General features: G+C 59.9%; 17 protein-coding genes. 11 read left to right on the top strand and 6 right to left on the bottom strand.

Going from position 1 to position 18,904, the window contains the following annotated elements; genetic code table 11:
* Positions 1-80: 80 nt before the first annotated feature.
* On the top strand, positions 81-1,187 hold the full coding sequence (dprA, locus tag BK662_RS04270; RefSeq protein ID WP_123356999.1) for a DNA-processing protein DprA: 1,107 nt from the start codon (positions 81-83) through the stop codon (positions 1,185-1,187).
* Positions 1,188-1,241: 54 nt separating this feature from the next.
* Entirely contained in the window at positions 1,242-1,799 is a 558-nt protein-coding gene (gene tsaC / locus BK662_RS04265) for an L-threonylcarbamoyladenylate synthase type 1 TsaC (RefSeq protein ID WP_123356997.1), read from the top strand.
* Positions 1,800-1,914: 115 nt separating this feature from the next.
* Here the strand turns inward: tsaC and BK662_RS04260 are convergent, their stop codons facing one another.
* Entirely contained in the window at positions 1,915-2,892 is a 978-nt protein-coding gene (locus BK662_RS04260) for an NADPH:quinone reductase (RefSeq protein WP_123356995.1), read from the bottom strand.
* Between the two features lie 174 nt (positions 2,893-3,066).
* Here BK662_RS04260 and hemF point away from each other — a divergent pair, with 174 nt between their 5' ends.
* Complete coding sequence (gene hemF / locus BK662_RS04255; RefSeq protein WP_123356994.1) at positions 3,067-3,981, top strand: oxygen-dependent coproporphyrinogen oxidase; 915 nt, start codon at positions 3,067-3,069, stop codon at positions 3,979-3,981.
* Positions 3,982-4,062: 81 nt separating this feature from the next.
* A complete protein-coding gene (gene aroE, locus BK662_RS04250) occupies positions 4,063-4,884 on the top strand; it encodes a shikimate dehydrogenase (RefSeq protein WP_123356992.1) in 822 nt (273 codons plus the stop codon).
* Between the two features lie 127 nt (positions 4,885-5,011).
* On the opposite strand, the gene BK662_RS04245 is transcribed toward aroE, so the two are convergent.
* The 3 genes from BK662_RS04245 to betC form a co-directional block, all read right to left on the bottom strand.
* The gene (locus BK662_RS04245) at positions 5,012-6,580 is read right to left on the bottom strand and encodes a SulP family inorganic anion transporter (RefSeq protein WP_123356990.1); all 1,569 of its coding nucleotides are present in this window, start codon (positions 6,578-6,580) and stop codon (positions 5,012-5,014) included.
* Between the two features lie 191 nt (positions 6,581-6,771).
* Positions 6,772-7,692, bottom strand: a complete 921-nt coding sequence (choX, locus tag BK662_RS04240) for a choline ABC transporter substrate-binding protein (protein WP_123356988.1) — start codon at positions 7,690-7,692, stop codon at positions 6,772-6,774.
* A 16-nt stretch (positions 7,693-7,708) separates the two neighbouring features.
* A complete protein-coding gene (betC, locus tag BK662_RS04235) occupies positions 7,709-9,223 on the bottom strand; it encodes a choline-sulfatase (RefSeq protein ID WP_123356986.1) in 1,515 nt (504 codons plus the stop codon).
* Between the two features lie 114 nt (positions 9,224-9,337).
* Here betC and BK662_RS04230 point away from each other — a divergent pair, with 114 nt between their 5' ends.
* Positions 9,338-10,288: a choline sulfate utilization transcriptional regulator gene (locus tag BK662_RS04230; protein WP_123356984.1), complete on the top strand. Its 951-nt coding sequence runs from the start codon at positions 9,338-9,340 to the stop codon at positions 10,286-10,288.
* Between the two features lie 66 nt (positions 10,289-10,354).
* On the opposite strand, the gene BK662_RS04225 is transcribed toward BK662_RS04230, so the two are convergent.
* Positions 10,355-11,020: an NAD(P)-dependent oxidoreductase gene (locus tag BK662_RS04225; RefSeq protein ID WP_123356982.1), complete on the bottom strand. Its 666-nt coding sequence runs from the start codon at positions 11,018-11,020 to the stop codon at positions 10,355-10,357.
* A gap of 84 nt (positions 11,021-11,104) precedes the next feature.
* Here BK662_RS04225 and BK662_RS04220 point away from each other — a divergent pair, with 84 nt between their 5' ends.
* Positions 11,105-11,431, top strand: coding sequence for a DOPA 4,5-dioxygenase family protein (locus tag BK662_RS04220; RefSeq protein ID WP_123356980.1), 327 nt, complete (start codon positions 11,105-11,107; stop codon positions 11,429-11,431).
* Here BK662_RS04220 and BK662_RS04215 read toward each other — a convergent pair whose 3' ends face one another.
* Positions 11,432-11,833: a GFA family protein gene (locus BK662_RS04215; RefSeq protein ID WP_123356978.1), complete on the bottom strand. Its 402-nt coding sequence runs from the start codon at positions 11,831-11,833 to the stop codon at positions 11,432-11,434. It abuts the gene before it with no gap.
* Positions 11,834-12,153: 320 nt separating this feature from the next.
* Here BK662_RS04215 and BK662_RS04210 point away from each other — a divergent pair, with 320 nt between their 5' ends.
* From BK662_RS04210 to BK662_RS04190, 5 genes are all read left to right on the top strand, one after another.
* On the top strand, positions 12,154-13,461 hold the full coding sequence (locus BK662_RS04210) for a CitMHS family transporter (RefSeq protein ID WP_123356976.1): 1,308 nt from the start codon (positions 12,154-12,156) through the stop codon (positions 13,459-13,461).
* A gap of 84 nt (positions 13,462-13,545) precedes the next feature.
* A complete protein-coding gene (locus tag BK662_RS04205; protein ID WP_123356975.1) occupies positions 13,546-14,313 on the top strand; it encodes a TerC family protein in 768 nt (255 codons plus the stop codon).
* Between the two features lie 214 nt (positions 14,314-14,527).
* Positions 14,528-16,186 carry a Na/Pi cotransporter family protein gene (locus tag BK662_RS04200; RefSeq protein WP_123356973.1) on the top strand — a complete coding sequence of 553 codons (1,659 nt, stop codon included), beginning with the start codon at positions 14,528-14,530 and terminating at the stop codon, positions 16,184-16,186.
* Between the two features lie 56 nt (positions 16,187-16,242).
* Positions 16,243-17,619, top strand: coding sequence for a M16 family metallopeptidase (locus BK662_RS04195; protein WP_123356971.1), 1,377 nt, complete (start codon positions 16,243-16,245; stop codon positions 17,617-17,619).
* 226 nt (positions 17,620-17,845) lie between these two features.
* Complete coding sequence (locus BK662_RS04190; protein WP_123356969.1) at positions 17,846-18,874, top strand: DUF5924 family protein; 1,029 nt, start codon at positions 17,846-17,848, stop codon at positions 18,872-18,874.
* The last annotated feature ends 30 nt before the right edge of the window (positions 18,875-18,904 follow it).

The following is an 18,904-nucleotide window of genomic DNA, read 5'->3' as shown; positions in this document are numbered from 1 at the left end:
GCCTGCTCACAAGTTACCAACAGAGTTATCCACAGCTTATTCCCGATTCGACGGGACTCTATAACGATCAAGGATGATCCATGTCGCTGTCTGCCTGTACGTCCGTTTCCCCTGCGGAACTGGAAGCCCGTTTACGCCTGCACCGTTTGCCGGAACTCGGCCCTGCGCGTTTCAAGAAGTTGCTTGAGGCCTTCGGCTCGGCCTCCAAAGCCATCAGCGCACCGGCCAGCGCCTGGCGTGCGTTGGGCCTGCCACTCGCTTGCGCGGAAGCCCGGCGCTCTAGTGAAGTCCGTGACGGCGCCAGTCACGCATTGGCTTGGTTAGAGCGCCCGGGCCAGCATTTACTGATGTGGGACCAACCTGACTACCCCGCATTGCTGGCGCAAATCAGTGATGCGCCGCCGCTGTTATTCGTCGCGGGAGATCCGGGAATTCTGGAAAAACCACAGCTGGCGATGGTCGGCAGCCGTCGTGCTTCGCGACCGGGAATGGACACTGCCACCGCGTTTTCCCGCAGTCTGGCCGGCGCGGGTTTTGTCATCACCAGCGGGCTGGCCCTGGGCATCGATGCTGCCGCGCATCAGGCGGCTCTGGACGTTGGCGGGCAAACGGTCGGCGTACTTGGCACGGGGCTTGAAAATTTTTATCCACAGCGCAATCGACGGCTGGCGGACGCCATGATTGCTTCGGGAAGCGCGGTACTTTCGGAGTTTCCGCTGGACGCCGGCCCTTCCCCCAGCAATTTCCCCCGGCGCAATCGAATCATCAGCGGTTTGTCCCTCGGCGTGCTCGTGGTCGAGGCGAGTGTTGCCAGTGGTTCGTTGATCACCGCCAGGCTGGCGGCGGAACAGGGGCGTGAAGTGTATGCGATTCCAGGGTCGATCCATCACCCTGGTGCAAAGGGTTGCCATCAGCTGATCCGCGACGGTGCGGTGCTGGTGGAAACCATCGAGCACATCCTCGAAGCCTTGCGCGGCTGGCAACGGCTGCCGTTATCCACAGAAACGCCGCAGACGACAGAGACTCATCCGCTGCTCATATTGCTCCACGCGGCGCCCCATACCAGCGAAGCCCTGGCGATCACCAGCGGCTGGGCGCTGTCGAAAGTATTGGCAGCGCTGACGGAGCTGGAAATGGACGGCCGTGCGGTCTGTGAAAGCGGCCGCTGGCTTGCGCGCGGACGCTAGGTTTTATAAGGAAGATCGGTAAACTGCGCAGAGCCTTATTCCGGAGAGTCTTTCATGGTCAACAGTTGGCGTGTGCAACAAGCCGCACGAGAAATTCGCGCTGGGGCGGTCATTGCCTATCCAACCGAAGCTGTCTGGGGCCTGGGTTGCGACCCATGGGACGAAGAGGCGGTGGATCGTCTGTTGCTGATCAAGGGGCGATCTGTGGATAAAGGCCTGATTCTGGTGGCCGATAATATTCGCCAGTTCGACTTCCTCTTCGAAGACTTCCCTGAATTGTGGATGGACCGCATGGCCAGCACTTGGCCGGGCCCCAACACCTGGTTGGTGCCGCATCAGAATCTATTGCCCCAGTGGATTACCGGTGTGCATGAAACGGTGGCGTTGCGGGTTAGCGATCACCCACTGGTGCGGGATTTGTGTGCGTTGGTCGGGCCGTTGGTTTCAACCTCGGCCAACCCTCAGGGACGGCCGGCGGCGCGGACGCGGCTTCGCGTGGAGCAGTATTTCCGTGGGCAGGTTGATTGGGTGCTGGGTGGCAATCTGGGTGGGCGGAAGAATCCGAGCGTGATTCGTGATCTGGCCACCGGCCACGTGGTGCGCCCGGATTAGACCGCAGCGCTGCCAATCGCGAGCAGGCTCGCTCCCACATTAGGTCTCCGGTGGACATGGATTTTGTGTTCGACAAAGATCCACTGTGGGAGCGAGCCTGCTCGCGATGGCGTCCTCAAGGCAACAAAACGGTCGAGCCAGTCGTGCGCCGCGCCGACAATTCGGTCTGCGCTTTGGCCGCTTCAGCCAATGGATAGCGCTGACTGATGTCCACCTTCAACTTGCCGCTGATGATCATCTCGAACAGCTCATCGGCCATGCTTTGCAGGTTTTCAGCGTTGTTGGCGTAGGTCGCCAGGGTCGGTCGGGTCACGTACAGCGAACCCTTCCCCGCGAGAATCCCCAGATTCACTCCATCCACTGCGCCTGAAGCATTACCGAAACTCACCACCAGCCCTCGAGGCGCGACGCTGTCGAGCGAGGTTAGCCAGGTATCTTTGCCTACGCCGTCGTACACCACCGGCACTTTTTTACCGTCAGTCAATTCCAGCACGCGTTGTGCGACGTTTTCATGGCTGTAATCGATGGTCGCCCAGGCACCATTGGCTTTCGCCAGTGCGGCTTTCTCTGCTGAACTGACTGTGCCAATCAGTTTCACATCCAAGGCCTTGGCCCATTGGCAGGCCAGGGAACCGACGCCTCCGGCTGCCGCGTGGAACAGAATGGTTTCGCCACCCTTGAGTTCATACGTCTGACGCAGCAAGTACTGCACGGTCAGGCCTTTGAGCATCACGCCGGCGGCTTGTTCGAAGCTGATGGCGTCCGGCAGATGCACCAGATTGGCTTCCGGCAATACATGAACGTCGCTATAAGCACCCAAAGGGCCACTGCCGTATGCCACGCGATCACCGATCTTGAAGCGGGTGACTTCGCTTCCGACTGCTTCGACCACCCCCGCGCCTTCAGCGCCCAGGCCCGACGGCAAGGCGGGTGGCGCATAGAGGCCACCGCGGTAATAGGTGTCAATGAAGTTCAGGCCGATGGCCTTGTTGGTCACGCGCACCTGCAGTGGGCCGGGTTCGGCGGGCTGGTAATCGACATGCTCGAGTACTTCGGGGCCGCCATGGGCGCGGAACTGGATACGCTTTGCCATCTGCACTTTCCTTAAGTATTAGCTTCTAGAGTTGTAGCGCCAAGCGCCCTATCGGACTCTTAAAGCTTGACCTTCGTCAACTGCGACGGCACAAGGTGCAGTGTTATCCTACGCAGCAATTTGCCGCCGGCCTGTATGAGCGCCGCGTAGCTTTGCCCGATTCAAGGTGATGCCATGACTACCCGCACCGAGGCCGTAAAAGCCTACCTGCTCGACCTGCAAGACCGCATTTGCGCTGCCCTGGAAGCCGAAGACGGCGGCGCACATTTCGTCGAAGACGCCTGGACCCGACCTGCCGGCGGTGGCGGTCGCACCCGAGTGATTGAAAACGGCGCGGTCATCGAAAAGGGCGGCGTTAACTTTTCCCACGTCTTTGGCAGCGGTCTCCCACCCTCCGCCAGCGCTCATCGGCCAGAATTGGCCGGCCGAGGCTTTGAAGCCTTGGGCGTGTCTTTGGTGATTCACCCGCACAACCCCCATGTACCGACATCCCACGCCAACGTGCGCTTTTTCATCGCTGAAAAAGAAGGTGAAGAGCCGGTCTGGTGGTTCGGTGGCGGCTTCGACCTGACCCCTTATTACGGTAATGAAGAAGACTGCATGCACTGGCACCGCGTCGCCGAACAGGCTTGCGCGCCGTTCGGGCCAGACGTCTACCCGCGCTACAAGGCCTGGTGCGACAGTTACTTCCACATCAAGCATCGCCACGAGCCGCGTGGCATTGGCGGCCTGTTTTTCGATGACTTGAACGAGTGGGACTTCGACACCAGCTTCGCCTTCATGCGCGCCATCGGCGATGCGTTTATCGACGCGTACCTGCCAATCGTGCAGCGCCGCAAGAATGATGCGTTCACGGCCAAACAGCGTGAATTCCAGGAGTTTCGCCGTGGTCGTTACGTCGAGTTCAACCTGGTCTATGACCGCGGTACGTTGTTCGGCCTGCAATCGGGCGGGCGTACCGAATCGATCCTGATGTCTCTGCCGCCGCAAGTGCGCTGGGCCTACGACTGGAAGGCCGAGCCGGGCAGTGAAGAAGCGCGCCTGACCGAGTACTTCCTGCAAGACCGCGATTGGTTGGCCAAGGCCTGATTCCAGGGTTTGAGTTTTTGCATCGTCGGGGCTGCAGTCAAGATCGCAGCCTTCGGCAGCTCCTACGGTTGAGGAATGTAGATGGATCGTTACGTCGTATTCGGTAACCCGATTGGCCACAGCAAGTCGCCGCTGATCCACCGTTTGTTCGCCGAGCAGACAGGGCAAAAACTGGACTACAGCACTTTGCTGGCGCCCCTCGATGATTTTTCCGGCTGTGCCCAGGCATTTTTCCGCGAGGGGCGTGGGGCGAATGTGACGGTGCCGTTCAAGGAAGACGCCTATCGTTTGGCGAACAGCTTGACCAAGCGGGCGCAACGGGCCGGCGCGGTGAATACCCTGAGCAAACTGGCTGATGGCACGCTGCTCGGCGACAACACCGATGGGGCCGGTCTGGTACGGGACCTGACGGTCAACGCCGGATTCAGCCTTGCGGGCAAGCGCATCCTGCTGCTCGGGGCCGGCGGTGCGGTGCGCGGGGCGCTGGAACCGCTTCTGGCGGAGCAACCGGCGTCGGTGATCATCGCCAACCGCACGGTGGAAAAAGCCGAAGTGCTGGCGGAACTGTTCGCGGATCTGGGGCCGGTGTCGGCCAGCGGCTTCGATTGGTTGCTGGAACCGGTGGACCTGATCATCAACGCTACGTCCGCCAGTCTGTCAGGCGATGTACCGCCGATTGCCAGCAGTTTGATCGAGCCGGGCAAGACGGTTTGCTACGACATGATGTACGGCAAAGACCCGACCTCGTTCTGCCGCTGGGCCAGCGAGCACGGTGCGGCGGTGGCGATGGATGGCCTGGGAATGTTGGCCGAGCAGGCGGCGGAAGCTTTCTATCTGTGGCGCGGCGTGCGCCCGGATACAGCGCCGGTGCTGGCCGAACTCCGCCGGCAATTGGCGCTGTAGTTCTTTGTGGCGAGGGAGCTTGCTCCCGCTCGGGTGCGAAGCGCCCGCAGATTTTAGGGCTGCTTCGCAACCCAGCGGGAGCAAGCTCCCTCGCCACAGGTTATCCCGTTGCATCAACGTCAGTGTTTCAATCTTCGAAGCGAATCGGGCATTTCTCCGCGCCTTCGAGCTTCCTCAATTCCTCCACCACCTGCGGCCGTGCTCGCCGCAGGGTCAGGCTGCGATCCTGGCGCAGCAGCCGCCGCGCTTCCTGATGCAGCATTTCCACGCCCGAATAGTCGATGAAGTTGATTTGCTGCGCCTCGATCACTACCCGCGCGCCGTGCATCCGTTGCAAACGCACTTGCAGGTAATGACTGGCGCCGAAAAAGATTGAACCGCCGACTCGCAGAATGTCTTCGTCGCCCTCGCGCCAATGCTGCACCCGAGGCTGCGAAGTGCGTTTAAGGTAGAAGAACAGCGAGGCCAGCACACCGGCGTAGATCGCCGTTTGCAATTCCAGCAACAGCGTCGCGACACAGGTCAGCGCCATGACCAGAAACTCGGCACGGCTGACCCGCAACAAGGCGCGAATGCCGCGATGGTCGACCAATCCCCAGGCGATCAACAAAATGCTGCCGGCCATGGCCGGGATCGGAATGTGCGCGATCAATACCGCGCCGAAGATAGCGAACAACGCCACCCACACCGCTGAAAAAACCCCCGCCAACGGTGAGCAGGCACCGGCGTCATAGCTCAGGGCCGAGCGGGTGAAGGAACCGGCTGACAGCGATCCGGAAAAAAACGCACCGACCATGTTCGAGAAACCCTGGGCGCGGACTTCTTGATTGGCGTCGAGCAACTGCTGCGAGCGCGCCGACAAGGAGCGAGCAATCGACAGGCTCGTCACCAGCCCGAGCATCCCGACCGCCACCGCGCTAGGCAGCAGGCGCAACACCAGGTCCAGATCCAGCGGCAACGGACTGAAGGGTGGCAGTCGCCCGACGAAGGCGCTGACTAGCTTCACATGACCGAACATCGCTGGCCACAGCCATACCAGCAATCCGCTCAGGACCAGAGCGATCAACAATGTCGGCCAACGGGGCAACAGCAGTTTCAGCACGATGCCTATCACCACCGTGGCCAGGCCCAGTACCAGCGAGGGTTTGTCCACTTCACTGAGATGACTGAACAGCAGCACCAGGCTGTTCAGCGCCGTGGCCTGATTGGGCACATCCAGCCCCAGCAAGTTCGGCAGTTGCCCAATGGCAATCACCACCGCTGCGCCAAGGGTGAAGCCCAGCACCACCGAGTGAGAGACGAAATTCACCAAGGCGCCGAAACGCAGCAAACCCAGCAGCCACTGGAAAATGCCCGCAAGGAGTGTCAGAAGCAGGATCAGCGTGACGTAGTCTTGCGACGCGGGGACGGCCAGAGGACTGACGCTGGCGTACAGGACGATGGAAATGGCCGCCGTAGGACCGCAGATCAAATGCCACGACGAACCCCAGAGGCAGGCGATCAGCACCGGGATAATCGCGGCGTACAACCCGTATTCTGGTGGGAGACCAGCGATCAGGGCGTAGGCAATCGATTGTGGCAACGCGAGAATCGCACCGCTCAGGCCGACAATCAGATCACGGCCGACGCTGACGCGGGTTTGCCGGGGCAACCAGGTCAGGAAGGGAAAGAGTGAATGGCGGCTGGGGAAGGCCATGGGTCCTCTCGGGCGGGGTTTTGCGCAAGGGTAACAGGGTAAAACGATCATTGTGGCGAGGGAGCTTGCTCCCGCTCGGCTGCGCAGCAGTCGCAAGTCCGGACAACTCGGTGAGACTGACAAACTGCAGTTGCCGAAATGGGAGCGCTACGCACTCCAGCGGGAGCAAGCTCCCTCGCCACAGAGGGGTGTTAGAGCTTGGCTTTCACGGCCGGCAACGCATCCTTCCCGTCCACAGTCTTCACACCGTCCAGCCACTTATCCAGCACCGCCGGATTGGCCTTGATCCAGGCCTTGGCCGCCGCGGCATTGCTGACTTTTTTGTTCATCACCTCGGCCATGATGCTGTTCTCCATTTCCTGGGTAAAACTCAGGTTGGTGAGCAGTTTGCCGACGTTCGGGCAGGCCTGTGCATAACCTTTGCGGGTCAGTGTATAAACACTGCCGGTGTCACCGAAGTACTTCTCGCCGCCCTTCAGGTAATGCATTTTCAGCTGCACGTTCATCGGGTGGGGCGTCCAGCCGAGGAAGGTCACGAACTTCTGTTTCTTCACGGCGCGAGACACTTCGGCCAGCATCGCCTGCTCACTGGACTCAATCAGCTTCCACTGGCCCATATCGAAGTCGTTCTTCTTGATGATCTCTTGCAGCGAAATATTCGCCGGGGCGCCGGAGCCGATGCCATAGATCTTCTTGTCGAACTTGTCGGCGAATTTATTCAAGTCATTAAAGTTATGCACACCCGCGTCCCAAACGTAATCCGGGACCGCCAGCGTGAACTCGGTGCCATCAAGGTTCTTCGCCAACTGAGTTACGTCGCCGTTGGCCACGAACTTGTCGTAGAAACCTTGCTGCGCCGGCATCCAGTTACCGAGGAATACGTCCACCTGGCCATCCTTCAGACCGCCAAAGGTGATCGGCACCGCCAGCGTGTCGACCTTGGCCTTGTAGCCCATGCCGTCCAGCAGAATCCCGGTGATGGCGTTGGTTGCAGCAATGTCGCTCCAGCCCGGGTCGGCCATTTTCACCGTCTCGCAGCTTTGCTCGGCATAGGCCGAGGCACTGCCCAGAGCCAGAAGCCCGACCGTCAGTACTGTGGATAACCTTTGCATGGACTTCCCCTTAACATTATTGGTTTTGGCAGGGTTGTGGATAACGTGCTTTACGTTCCAGATCGTCGAGGTCGATGTGGTTGCGCATGTACTGCTGACTGGCGTCCACCAGCGGCTGGTGATCCCAGCTCTTCAGCTTGCCGATGGTCAGGGCGTCGGCGACGAAACGCCGGCGTCGCTGACTGGCGAGCACCTGTTGGTGGATCGCCGGGATATCCCATTTGGCCCGCGCCTCGGCGAGAAAATCCTCGAAAAGCTGCCGATGCTGCGGCGAATGGCTGAGTTCTTCGTGTTCACGCGGGTCGTTATGTACATCGAAGAGTAGGCAAGGGTCGTCTTCGCTGTAGATGAATTTGTAGGCACCGCGGCGAATCATCATCAACGGGCTGATGGTGCCCTCAGCCATGTATTCACCGAAAACTTCATCGTGACCGCCCTGCCCTTGCAGGTGCGAAACCAGCGAGCGGCCGTCCAGCGGCAGACCCGGTTCCAGCGAGCCGCCGGCCAGTTCGACAAAGGTCGGCAACAGATCGGCAGTGGACACCGCCGCGCTGACCCGCCCGGCCCCGAATTGCCCTGGTGCACTGATCAACAGCGGTACACGGGCAGCCATTTCGTACCAGTGCATTTTGTACCAGAGGCCGCGCTCGCCGAGCATGTCGCCGTGGTCACCGGAGAATACGATGATGGTGTCATCGATCAGCCCGGTTTCCTCGAGTGTTTGCAGAAGTTTGCCGACGTTGCTGTCGATATAGCTGCACGCACCGAAGTAGGCACGACGCGCGTCGCGAATCTTATCCACAGGCAGCGGCTTGTCCCACAGGTCATAGACCTTGAGCAAACGCTGGGAGTGGGGATCGAGTTCATCCTGGGCGGGTGTTTCGGGCAAAGGGATGTCGGTGTCGTCGTACATATCCCAGAAAGCTTTGGGAATCGTGTACGGGTCGTGTGGGTGAGTCATCGACACGGTCAGGCAGAACGGCTGATCGCCATCCTCGCGGATGTGATCGAACAGGTATTGCTGGGCCTTGAACACCACCTCTTCGTCGAAATCCAGCTGATTGGTGCGCACGCAGGGCCCGGCTTGCAGCACCGACGACATGTTGTGATACCAGGTTGGTCGTACGTCCGGCTCATCCCAGTTCACCGACCAACCGTAATCGGCCGGGTAGATGTCGCTGGTCAGGCGTTCTTCATAGCCGTGCAACTGGTCCGGGCCGCAGAAATGCATCTTGCCCGACAACGCGGTGCGGTAACCAAGGCGACGCAAGTAATGGGCATAGGTTGGAACGTCGGCGGGAAAATCGGCCGCGTTGTCGTAGGCGCCGATCTTGCTCGGCAACTGACCGCTGACCAGAGTAAAACGCGACGGCGCGCAAAGAGGGCTATTGCAATACGCGGCGTCGAACACCACGCCTTCCGCGGCGAGGCGGCTGAGATTCGGCAGTTTGATAGGCGAAGGGCCGTAGAACGGCAACATTGGCGCGGCCATTTGATCGGCCATGATGAAAAGAATATTTTTGCGCTTCATGTGATCGCGGCATTCCATAGTGGATATTTATGCGAGAGTGCTGTGATCGAGCATGGAGTCCATAATCCTTGTGGTAAAGCCCATGCCAGGCAATGACTAGGATAAGCACAGCTTATGTATGACGCCCTCGGTGATTTGTCCCTGGACCTGCTGCGTGCCTTTGAAGCCGCGGCCCGACAACGCAGTTTCACCGCCGCCGCGGTGGAGCTCGGCACCACGCAACCGGCCATCAGTCAGCAGATCAAGCGATTGGAAGAACGGCTCGCTACCCGGTTGTTCGATCGTATTTATCGCGGTATCGAGCTGACTGAGACCGGGTCTATTTTGTTCGAGCAAGTTCAGCTCGGTTTGCAGAATATCGACGCAGGATTGAGCGCAATCAGCGCACAACAACAGCACGAAGTGTTGCAGGTGGCCACCGATTTCGCCTTCGCTGCGTACTGGCTGATGCCGCGTCTGCACCGCTTCCATACCGCCAACCCTCAAGTGGACGTCAGCTTGGTCACCAGCGAACGCAGCCACAACATGCTGCGTACCGACATCGATGTGGCGGTGCTGTTCGGCGATGGCCGGTTCAAGCAAGGCGAGAGCCACTGGCTGTTCAGCGAAGAGGTGTTTCCGGTGTGCAGCCCGCTGCTATTGAAGGACCGTCCCCTGCCCTTGCCGGCTCATGCATTGCTGGAGTTTCCGCTGCTGCACCTGCGAGGCGAAAACAGCAGCAACTGGTTCGACTGGAGCGGCGTGTTTCGCGAGTTGGGGATCACCTCGGCCCCAGCGCCGGGGCAACTGCGCTTCGACAACTACACCTTGCTGATTCAGGCGGCGATTGGCGGCCAAGGCGTTGCGATCGGATGGCGGCACCTTGTGGATAACTTGTTGGCGCAAGGTCTGTTGTGTCGCCCGATTGCCGACACGGTGATTTCCCGGCTGGGCTATTACGTGGTTCTGCCCCAGCGCAAACGGCGTGGGGCGTTGATTCAGCTGTTTGTGGATTGGTTGATGGCGGAACAGGCCAGCAGTGCGCAATCGCTCAATGGCCTTCCTTTGCCTTCGATTGCGGTGTAAAGCGAAAAGATCGCAGCCCTCGGCAGCTCCTACGCGCCTGTGGGCGCTGCCGAAGGCTGCGATCTTTTACGATTCCGAAGTCCCAACAAAACTCACATGCTCACCAACATGCAGGTTCAGGTGCAGCTCATCGGCAATCCCTACGGCTACCCTGTTCAGCCGTTCCAGCGCTGCGGCCAGGCCAGGTTCCAGGCTACTGCCGACGTGACTGAAATGCTCGATGGTCAGCCCGGGCACGCGGCGTGGTGCATTCACCAAGGTCCAGTGCAACGAGCTGCTTTGCAGAGCTTCGCGGATTTCTTCGGCGGCGTGGCGTTGCAGCGGGTCTTCTATTTCCGGATCGTCCAGCACCTCGAAATCGCCCACCACAAACAGCCGGGCAATACCTGCGGCCTGCATGCCGTCGATCAGTGCATCCACCGCCAGCACCTCCTCGACCGGGCCGGGCACGATGGATTTTTCGATGTGTTCACTGTTCATCGGCAAGCCTGGCGCATCGAGCAGGCAGATCACCGCCGAACAGCCGGCCACGCTCTGCTTGACCCGCTTGGCATCGAACAGGTCACCGGCCTTGGTGCGTAAACCCGGGCGCGGCGCGAGCGCGTTCAGGTCATCGAGAATCGCGATCACTTCATGCTGGCGCCGCAGCATTTCAGCCATCAGCGCACTGCCCAGGCTACTCATGGCACCATAAAGCACTACCTTCACCACCGGGGTTTCGGCATTTTTCATGGCCGTGCTCCCTACTATTCAGCGTATATGGTGTGTGACCTGCGGGAAGCGGCGAGGGTTCGACAAGGTTTCAGAGGGAGTCAGATGCAAACGATCAAGGGTTACCACGCCCACGTCTATTTCGATGCCAGCACCCTGCCACAGGCACGGGCCTTGTGTGAGCAGGCAGCGCAATTGTTTCCACTGAAGATGGGGCGCCTGCACGAACGCCCGGTCGGCCCGCATCCGGACTGGAGCTGCCAATTGGCTTTCGAGCCGCAATACATTGGCGAGGTGTTGCCGTGGCTGGCGCTTAACCGCAAGGGATTAGTGATATTCCTGCACCCGGACACGGGCGACGATCTGCTTGACCACACCGAGCACGCGATCTGGATGGGCGCGATCCGGCCGCTGAACCTGTCTGTTTTCTGATCAGAGTTGTTCTTGGGCCTCTCCGGGCAAGTGCTCGTCCAGATGCAGCCACGGCAAACGACTGTCGGTCCAGATATGCCGCTCGGCCGGCGCCTGGTCGGGATGGTCGAGGGTGGCGATGGTCACGTCGATGCTCTCGGGGCTGAGCTTCGTCACCAGCGCCAGTTGCGCCCCACAGTTTGGGCAGAAATATCGCACGCAAGTAGACGAAGACTCGTACCGGGACGGCGTACCCGCCATCCATGCAAATGCTGAGGCGGACACGGTGATCCAGGTGGTCACGATTCCACCGCTGACCCGTCGGCAAATCGAGCAGTGGCAGTGAGCGATGTCGTGCAATGGCCCGCTGAATTGATAGCGCATTTGTCCGCAGTGGCAGCCGCCGGTGTGAAGTTCGCCCATGTCTTTTGCTCCTGGCCCCGTGTTTACGGACTTTCAATCCGGCCGACGACCGGTTGTACATTCGGTCAATGCTTTCACTCGCGAAAGCTGGCTGAAAGCTTCCCCGATTAGGATCGCCCTCACTGCCGGCAACAGACCGGTTGGCCAATGCGAGTGTTTTATCGCCCGCCCGGTCCATTAAACAACAACAATGGTGATTCTGATGTCCGCTACTACCCGCCTCTTCGCTGTCACTCCGCCCGTACGTCTCGTGCTTCCCGTTCTGCGCTGACCCCATCCGGTTCGCCATTCCCTAGCCGCGCTACGCCTGGAGTATTCCTATGCTGACTTTCCTTGGCTTCGCCATGGTCATCACGTTCATGTTCCTGATCATGACCAAGCGCCTGTCCGCGCTGATCGCTCTGATCATCATCCCGATCATCTTCGCCTTGTTCGGCGGCTTCTCGCCGAAGATCGGCCCGATGATGCTCGAAGGCATCACTAAACTCGCGCCGACCGGCGTGATGCTGATGTTCGCCATTCTCTACTTCGCCCTGATGATCGACTCCGGCCTGTTCGACCCGGCCGTGCGCAAGATCCTCAAACTGGTCAAGGGCGACCCGTTGAAAGTTTCGGTCGGTACCGCCGTACTGGCGCTGATCGTGTCCATGGACGGTGATGGCGCGACCACTTATATGATCTGCGTGGCCGCCATGCTGCCGCTCTACAGCCGCATCGGCATGAGCCCGCGGATCATGGCCGGTCTGATCATCCTCGCCGGTGGCGTGATGAACATGACCCCTTGGGGTGGCCCGACCGCTCGTGCGGCCAGTGCGCTGCACGTGGACCCGTCCGCAATCTTCGTACCGATGATTCCGGCGATGCTGGCCGGCGTGGTAGCGATTCTGGCGATTGCCTACTTCTACGGTAAACGCGAGCGTGCGCGTCTGGGTGAACTGCATCTGGTCGGTGATGAAGTCGACCACAGCGAAATCAGTGTTTCGCAGTTCCCGGACGCCCGTCGTCCAAAGCTGATCTGGTTCAACGGCGCGCTGACCCTGACGCTCATGGGCACCCTGATCGCTGGTCTGTTGCCGCTGCCGGTGCTGTTCATGGTGGCGTTCAGTATCGCGATGATCGTCAACTACCCATGCCTGCAACAACAGAAGGACCGTGTCGCGGCCCACGCCGGTAGCGTGCTGGCGGTGGTCGGGTTGATCTTTGCCGCGGGTATCTTCACCGGTATCCTGTCGGGCACCGGCATGGTCGATGCCATGTCGAAAAGCCTGCTGGCGGTCATCCCCGATTTCCTCGGCCCGTACCTGGCCGTGATCACCGCGCTGGTGAGCATGCCGTTCACGTTCTTCATGTCGAACGATGCATTTTATTACGGCGTGTTACCGGTACTTGCCGAAGCCGCCAGTCATTACGGTATAACCGCGGTGGAAATGGCACGTGCCTCGATCGTCGGTCAGCCCGTCCACTTGCTGAGCCCGCTGGTACCATCGACTTACTTGTTGGTGGCCTTGGCCGGTATCGAATTCGGTGACCATCAGCGGTTCACCTTGAAGTGGGCAGTGCTGGTTTGCCTGTGCATACTGTTCGCTGCATTGCTGATGGGGATTTTTCCGCTGTTCAGCACTCTATAAGCTCAAGACTCACCATGACGGGTCCAGGCTTTGTTGTTGAAGCCCGGGCCCTTCGTGGTTTAACACATCCTCAAAGGAATACACATGGAATGGCTGACCAACCCTGAAATCTGGGTTGCCTTCTTCACCCTGACTGCCCTGGAGATCGTCCTGGGCATCGACAACATCATCATGATCTCGATCCTGGTCAGCCGCATGCCCAAGCACATGCAGGCGCGCACCCGGATCTTCGGCCTGGCGCTGGCCATGGTCACGCGGATCCTGTTGCTACTGTCGATCACCTGGGTCATGCGCCTCACTTCAGACCTGTTCGAAGTGTTCGGCCAGGGTATTTCCGGGCGTGACCTGATCCTGTTCTTCGGTGGTCTGTTCCTGCTGTGGAAAAGCTCGCAAGAGATGTACCACGCGCTGGAAGGTGAAGATGAAGGCGGCGACGAGCCTTCGGGCAAGGGCGGCAATTTCCTGTACACCATCATCCAGATCGCGATCATCGACATCGTGTTCTCGCTGGACTCGGTGATCACGGCGGTGGGCATGGTTTCCCACGTACCGGTCATGGTCGCGGCGATTGTCGTTGCGGTACTGGTGATGATGTGGGCTTCTGGCACCATCAGCGAGTTCATCGACAAGCACCCGTCGCTGAAGATGCTGGCGCTGTCGTTCCTGTTGCTGGTGGGTACTGTGCTGATTGCCGAATCGCTCGACGTGCACTTGCCAAAAGGCTACGTCTACTTCGCGATGGCGTTCTCGTTGGCGGTGGAAGCGATCAACATCAAGATGCGCACCGCGATGAAAAAGAAGAAGCAGCAGCAGGATCCAGTGAAACTGCGCAAGGATGTTCCGGGTCAGTAACCCGAACACCCTGCTATGACAAAGGGGCCTTCGGGCCCCTTTGTCATCTCTGCAGCAAACTGTTTTTCATGACAGTTTTGTTTCAATCGCCTCTTTAGCTATGCGATGCTGGCGTCCAGACCGTTAGCCAACTACAGCTTAAGTACAGAACGTAGAAAAACGCGCGGCACCGTCGACTTGCCCCACTGGGGCGCTACCACCACAGGGGGCCTGCATGCTCACCCTGCTCAATTTGTTATCGGCCGTGACCCTTTTGATCTGGGGCACGCACATCGTCCGAACCGGCATCCTGCGGGTTTATGGCTCCAACTTGCGCCACGTGATCGCCCATAACATGTCCAGGCGCTGGCTGGCGTTTGTCGCCGGGATCATGGTGACCGCCATGGTCCAGAGCAGCAATGCCACCGCCATGCTCGTGACCTCGTTTGTCGGTCAGGGCCTGATGGCGCTGACGCCGGCCCTGGCGACCATGCTCGGTGCCGACGTGGGTACCGCGCTGATGGCGCGGGTACTGACTCTCGACTTGTCGTGGTTGTCGCCGCTGCTGATTTTCCTCGGGGTGATTTTCTTTCTGTCGCGCAAACAGACCCGGGTCGGGCAGATGGGCCGGGTCAGCATCGGTCTGGGGCTGATCATTCTCGCGCTGCAACTGATCGTCGAGGCCGCCGCGCCGATCACTCAGGCGCAAGGGGTGAAGGTCATCTTCGCCTCGCTGACTGGCGACATTTTGCTCGATGCCTTGGTCGGCGCGCTGTTCGCGATGGTTTCCTATTCCAGCCTGGCTGCCGTCCTGCTGACCGCGACCCTTGCCGGTGCCAGCGTGATCAGTTTGCCAGTGGCCATCGGTCTGGTGATCGGTGCCAACATCGGCAGCGGTATTCTTGCTTTCCTCAGCACCAGCATGCAGAACGCGGCCGGCCGTCAGGTGGCGCTTGGCAGCCTGTTGTACAAACTGATCGGCCTGCTGCTGATCATTCCGGTGCTCGATCCGCTGGTGCACTGGATCGACAGCCTCGACTTCAGCCCTCAGGAAATGGTCATCGGCTTCCACCTGCTCTACAACACCGTGCGTTGCCTGATCCTGTTGCCCAGCGTCGGGCCGATGGCCAGGCTCTGTGCGTGGTTGCTGCCAGAGCGGCCGGACATCAATGGCACGGCCAAACCGCGGCATCTTGACTCGACCGCCTTGGTCACCCCGAGTCTGGCGCTGGCCAACGCTGCCCGGGAAACCCTGCGCATCGGCGATCTGGTCGACAGCATGCTCGAAGCCATGCTCGACGTGCTGCGCGGCAAACAGACAGCCGTCACCCAGGAAATGCGTCGCCTGACCGATGATGTTGAAGCGCTCTACAGCGCCATCAAACTCTATCTGGCACAAATGCCCCGCGAAGACCTCAGCGAGCAGGACAGTCGGCGCTGGGCGGAAACCATCGAGCTGGCGATCAACCTGAAACTCTCCAGCGACCTGATCGAACGCATGCTGCGCAAGGTTCAGCAGCAGAAAACCTCGCAACGCCGGTCTTTTTCCGAGGTGGGCCTGGAGGAGTTGGCGGGGCTGCACAGTCAGCTGATTGCCAACCTGCGTCTGGGGTTGTCAGTGTTCCTTAGTGCCGACCCGGAAAGTGCTCGCCAGTTACTGCGTGAGAAACGTCGCTTTCGCGCACAGGAACGCCGTCTGGCCCACGCTCATGTCAGCCGTTTAAACCGTAAGATCGTGCAAAGTATCGAGACCAGTTCGCTGCATCTGGAACTGATTGCTGACATGAGACGCTTGAATTCACTGTTCTGCAGCAGCGCCTATGCGGTGCTGGGCACTTCGGACACCGGCGCTCTGGCGGTCGATGATATGACTGACATCACTCATTCACCCTGAACGTCCACAGTTGCCTGAAGTCTGTTGAACTTACGCTGGTCGTACGGAAACTCGTTATGCGTTGTCTGTTGTTCGCTTGTCTGTTACTTGGTTCACTGCCTTCAATTGCCCTGGATCGCTTTCAGGTCGAGGGCTACACGTTGCGCAACGGCCTGCAATTGGTCCTCAAACCGGGCACCGAGCGCGGGCATGTGGCGATCCGGTTGGTGGTTGGCGTGGGCCTGGATGATTTCAGCTGTGCCGACAAAGAGCTGCCGCATCTGCTCGAACACTTGCTGTTCAGCGGCATCGACGCCACCGGCGAAGGCGGTCTGGAAGAGCGCATGCAGGCCCTGGGCGGAGAGTGGAATGCCTACACCAGCAATGCCGACACGACTTTCGTCATCGAAGCCCCGGCGAAAAACCAGCGCAAGGTTCTCGACCTGTTATTGGCGCTGCTGACCCAGACCCGTATCGACGACAATGCGATCAACGTCGCCAAGCAAGTGGTCGAGCGCGAAGACGGTGGTCATTACTCGCACCTGCAACGCTGGCTGGATCGCCAGGACCTGGGGCACACCGCGAGTAATCAGTTGGCGGTGGAACTGGGCCTCAAATGCCCCGAGCGCGCGCAAGTCGATCACCTGACCCGCGAGCAATTGGAGAAGGTGCGCAAGGACTGGTACGCGCCCAACAACATGACCCTGATCGTTGTCGGCGATCTCGACCGCCTGCTGCCGGCCTATCTGGAACGGGCCTATGGTGCGCTCGAAGCGGTTGAGCCTAGCGCTCACCTGCCGCTGCCAGACATTCAGGCCAGCGCGGCCCACGAGCGCAATTTGAGTAACGGTTTCGTCGGCGGCGGTGCCAAGTTGCATTGGTTGGTGCCGGAACCGGTGCTGGAAGACCAGCATGACGAAACCTTCGACCTGCTCAAGGACTATCTGGATTGGGCGCTCTATCGCCAATTGCGCCTGGCTCATGGGTTGTCCTACGGTCCTTCGGCCGAGCGCGAGGTATTTGGCGGTGTGGGCTTCATGAGCCTGAACGCCGACCTTGATCGCGACGACGTGCTGGCAGCGGAACAGGTGCTGGATGAGCTTAAAGCCGATCTACTCAAGAATGGTCTCCAGGCCGCCACCTTCGCCCGTCTCAAGCAAGCCGCCATCGCTCGCCAGGCCTGGGCCGTGCAAGGCAACAGCGCCCTGGCGGACTATTACTGGAGCGCCCTTGGCGACTACGAGGACGGCCATTTCGTCAACCCGGCCAAGGCGCTGCAAGACGTGACGCTGGCCGAGGCGAACAAGGCAATGCGCGAGTTGCTGCTGCAACCGGGGTATCTGCGGATCGAGAAGCCGCTGATGAGTTATGACCAGGTGATGTGGGCGATTGTCGGGGGCTTTGGACTGATGGTGCTTGGAATATTGGGTTGGCGCGTATACCGCAGACGATAGCCAATCCTGTTTGGACCGAGGCATGGTTTCCACCTGTGGCGAGGGGGCTTGCCCCCGTTCGGCTGCGCAGCAGTCGCAATATCAATGCATGCGGTATGTCAGATAAACCGGGTTGCCGTTTTTCAGGGCCGCTTCGCAGCCCAACGGGGGCGAGCCCCCCTCGCCACAGGGCCTCCCGGGCGGTACCCTATCGAGGATTTTTCCCACGACTATTGTGAACCGCCGAATGCCGAATCTGACCCTGTACGTACAGCGCATCCTGGAATTGATGAAGCGCTATCCCGGGGTCATTGCGCTTGGCGGTTTCATTTCAGGGGTCGGCAGCTTCATGCTGGTGGATCGCCAACAAGGGCTGGCGACCTGGATCACCACCATCATGCTGGTCAGCTGGGTCTGGCTGATGCTGGAAAACAGCCTCACCAAGCTGTTCGCCAGGGTCTTCAAGCGCGAAATACCCCAGCCCCTGCTGCGTTATGCGACGCAGATGATCCATCAGGAAAGCCTGTTCTTCGTCCTGCCATTCTTTTTAATCACCACTACCTGGAACAGCGGCCAGTTGTTCTTCACTGGATTACTGAGCATGGCGGCGCTGATTTCGATCATCGACCCGCTCTACTACAAATGGCTGGCACCACGCCGTTGGGCGTTCCTGGCGTTGCACACCCTGACCCTGTTCGCGGCCCTGCTGACCGCCCTGCCCGTCATCCTGCACCTGACCACCGCCCAGAGCTTCAAACTGGCGCTGGGCATTGCCATGGTGCTGGCGTTCCCGAGCCTGGCCTCGATCTTCCCGATTCGCACCGTGCGCAATGCGTTGGCGATCCTCAGCATCACCCTCGGCATCGGCGCCGCCGGTTGGGTGCTGCGCTCCTGGGTTCCGCCGGCGACCCTGTGGATGACCGATGTGGCGATCAGTACCCAAATGCAGGATCGAACCCCCGGCAAGAGCCTGGAAGAAGTCAGCGCCGAACAGATTCGCGGAGGTGGGCTGTACGCGTACACCGCGATCAACGCCCCGCGGGGTCTGGCCGAGCGGATTTATCACGTCTGGATGTTCAACGGTAAAGAAGTCGACCGTATCCCGCTGGACATCAACGGGGGGCGTAAGGAAGGCTACCGCGCCTGGACTCACAAGCAGAACTTCCCCGGCAACCCCGCCGGCAAATGGCAGGTTCGGGTGTTGACTGAGGACGGTCAGTTGATTGGCGTGCTGCGCTTCAAGGTCGCGGACAGCACACCCATCAAAGAAAAGTAACGCGGTTCGTGCTATTAGTCAGATCTGCGT

It is taken from the genome of Pseudomonas frederiksbergensis, assembly GCF_003732275.1.
GTDB classification, from domain to species: domain Bacteria; phylum Pseudomonadota; class Gammaproteobacteria; order Pseudomonadales; family Pseudomonadaceae; genus Aquipseudomonas; species Aquipseudomonas frederiksbergensis_H.
This window is presented reverse-complemented; position numbering and strand designations above follow the sequence as displayed.

Excerpts from the sequence above, each read along its gene's own strand:
- BK662_RS04200 (WP_123356973.1), top strand. The coding sequence starts at position 14,528 with ATGCTCACCCTGCTCAATTTGTTATCGGCCGTGACCCTTTTGATCTGG.
- BK662_RS04210 (WP_123356976.1), top strand. The coding sequence starts at position 12,154 with ATGCTGACTTTCCTTGGCTTCGCCATGGTCATCACGTTCATGTTCCTG.
- tsaC (WP_123356997.1), top strand. The coding sequence starts at position 1,242 with ATGGTCAACAGTTGGCGTGTGCAACAAGCCGCACGAGAAATTCGCGCT.
- hemF (WP_123356994.1), top strand. The coding sequence starts at position 3,067 with ATGACTACCCGCACCGAGGCCGTAAAAGCCTACCTGCTCGACCTGCAA.
- BK662_RS04205 (WP_123356975.1), top strand. The coding sequence starts at position 13,546 with ATGGAATGGCTGACCAACCCTGAAATCTGGGTTGCCTTCTTCACCCTG.
- BK662_RS04220 (WP_123356980.1), top strand. The coding sequence starts at position 11,105 with ATGCAAACGATCAAGGGTTACCACGCCCACGTCTATTTCGATGCCAGC.
- BK662_RS04230 (WP_123356984.1), top strand. The coding sequence starts at position 9,338 with ATGTATGACGCCCTCGGTGATTTGTCCCTGGACCTGCTGCGTGCCTTT.
- aroE (WP_123356992.1), top strand. The coding sequence starts at position 4,063 with ATGGATCGTTACGTCGTATTCGGTAACCCGATTGGCCACAGCAAGTCG.
- BK662_RS04245 (WP_123356990.1), bottom strand. The coding sequence starts at position 6,580 with ATGGCCTTCCCCAGCCGCCATTCACTCTTTCCCTTCCTGACCTGGTTG.
- dprA (WP_123356999.1), top strand. The coding sequence starts at position 81 with ATGTCGCTGTCTGCCTGTACGTCCGTTTCCCCTGCGGAACTGGAAGCC.
- BK662_RS04195 (WP_123356971.1), top strand. The coding sequence starts at position 16,243 with ATGCGTTGTCTGTTGTTCGCTTGTCTGTTACTTGGTTCACTGCCTTCA.
- choX (WP_123356988.1), bottom strand. The coding sequence starts at position 7,692 with ATGCAAAGGTTATCCACAGTACTGACGGTCGGGCTTCTGGCTCTGGGC.
- BK662_RS04215 (WP_123356978.1), bottom strand. The coding sequence starts at position 11,833 with ATGGGCGAACTTCACACCGGCGGCTGCCACTGCGGACAAATGCGCTAT.
- BK662_RS04225 (WP_123356982.1), bottom strand. The coding sequence starts at position 11,020 with ATGAAAAATGCCGAAACCCCGGTGGTGAAGGTAGTGCTTTATGGTGCC.
- BK662_RS04260 (WP_123356995.1), bottom strand. The coding sequence starts at position 2,892 with ATGGCAAAGCGTATCCAGTTCCGCGCCCATGGCGGCCCCGAAGTACTC.
- betC (WP_123356986.1), bottom strand. The coding sequence starts at position 9,223 with ATGAAGCGCAAAAATATTCTTTTCATCATGGCCGATCAAATGGCCGCG.
- BK662_RS04190 (WP_123356969.1), top strand. The coding sequence starts at position 17,846 with ATGCCGAATCTGACCCTGTACGTACAGCGCATCCTGGAATTGATGAAG.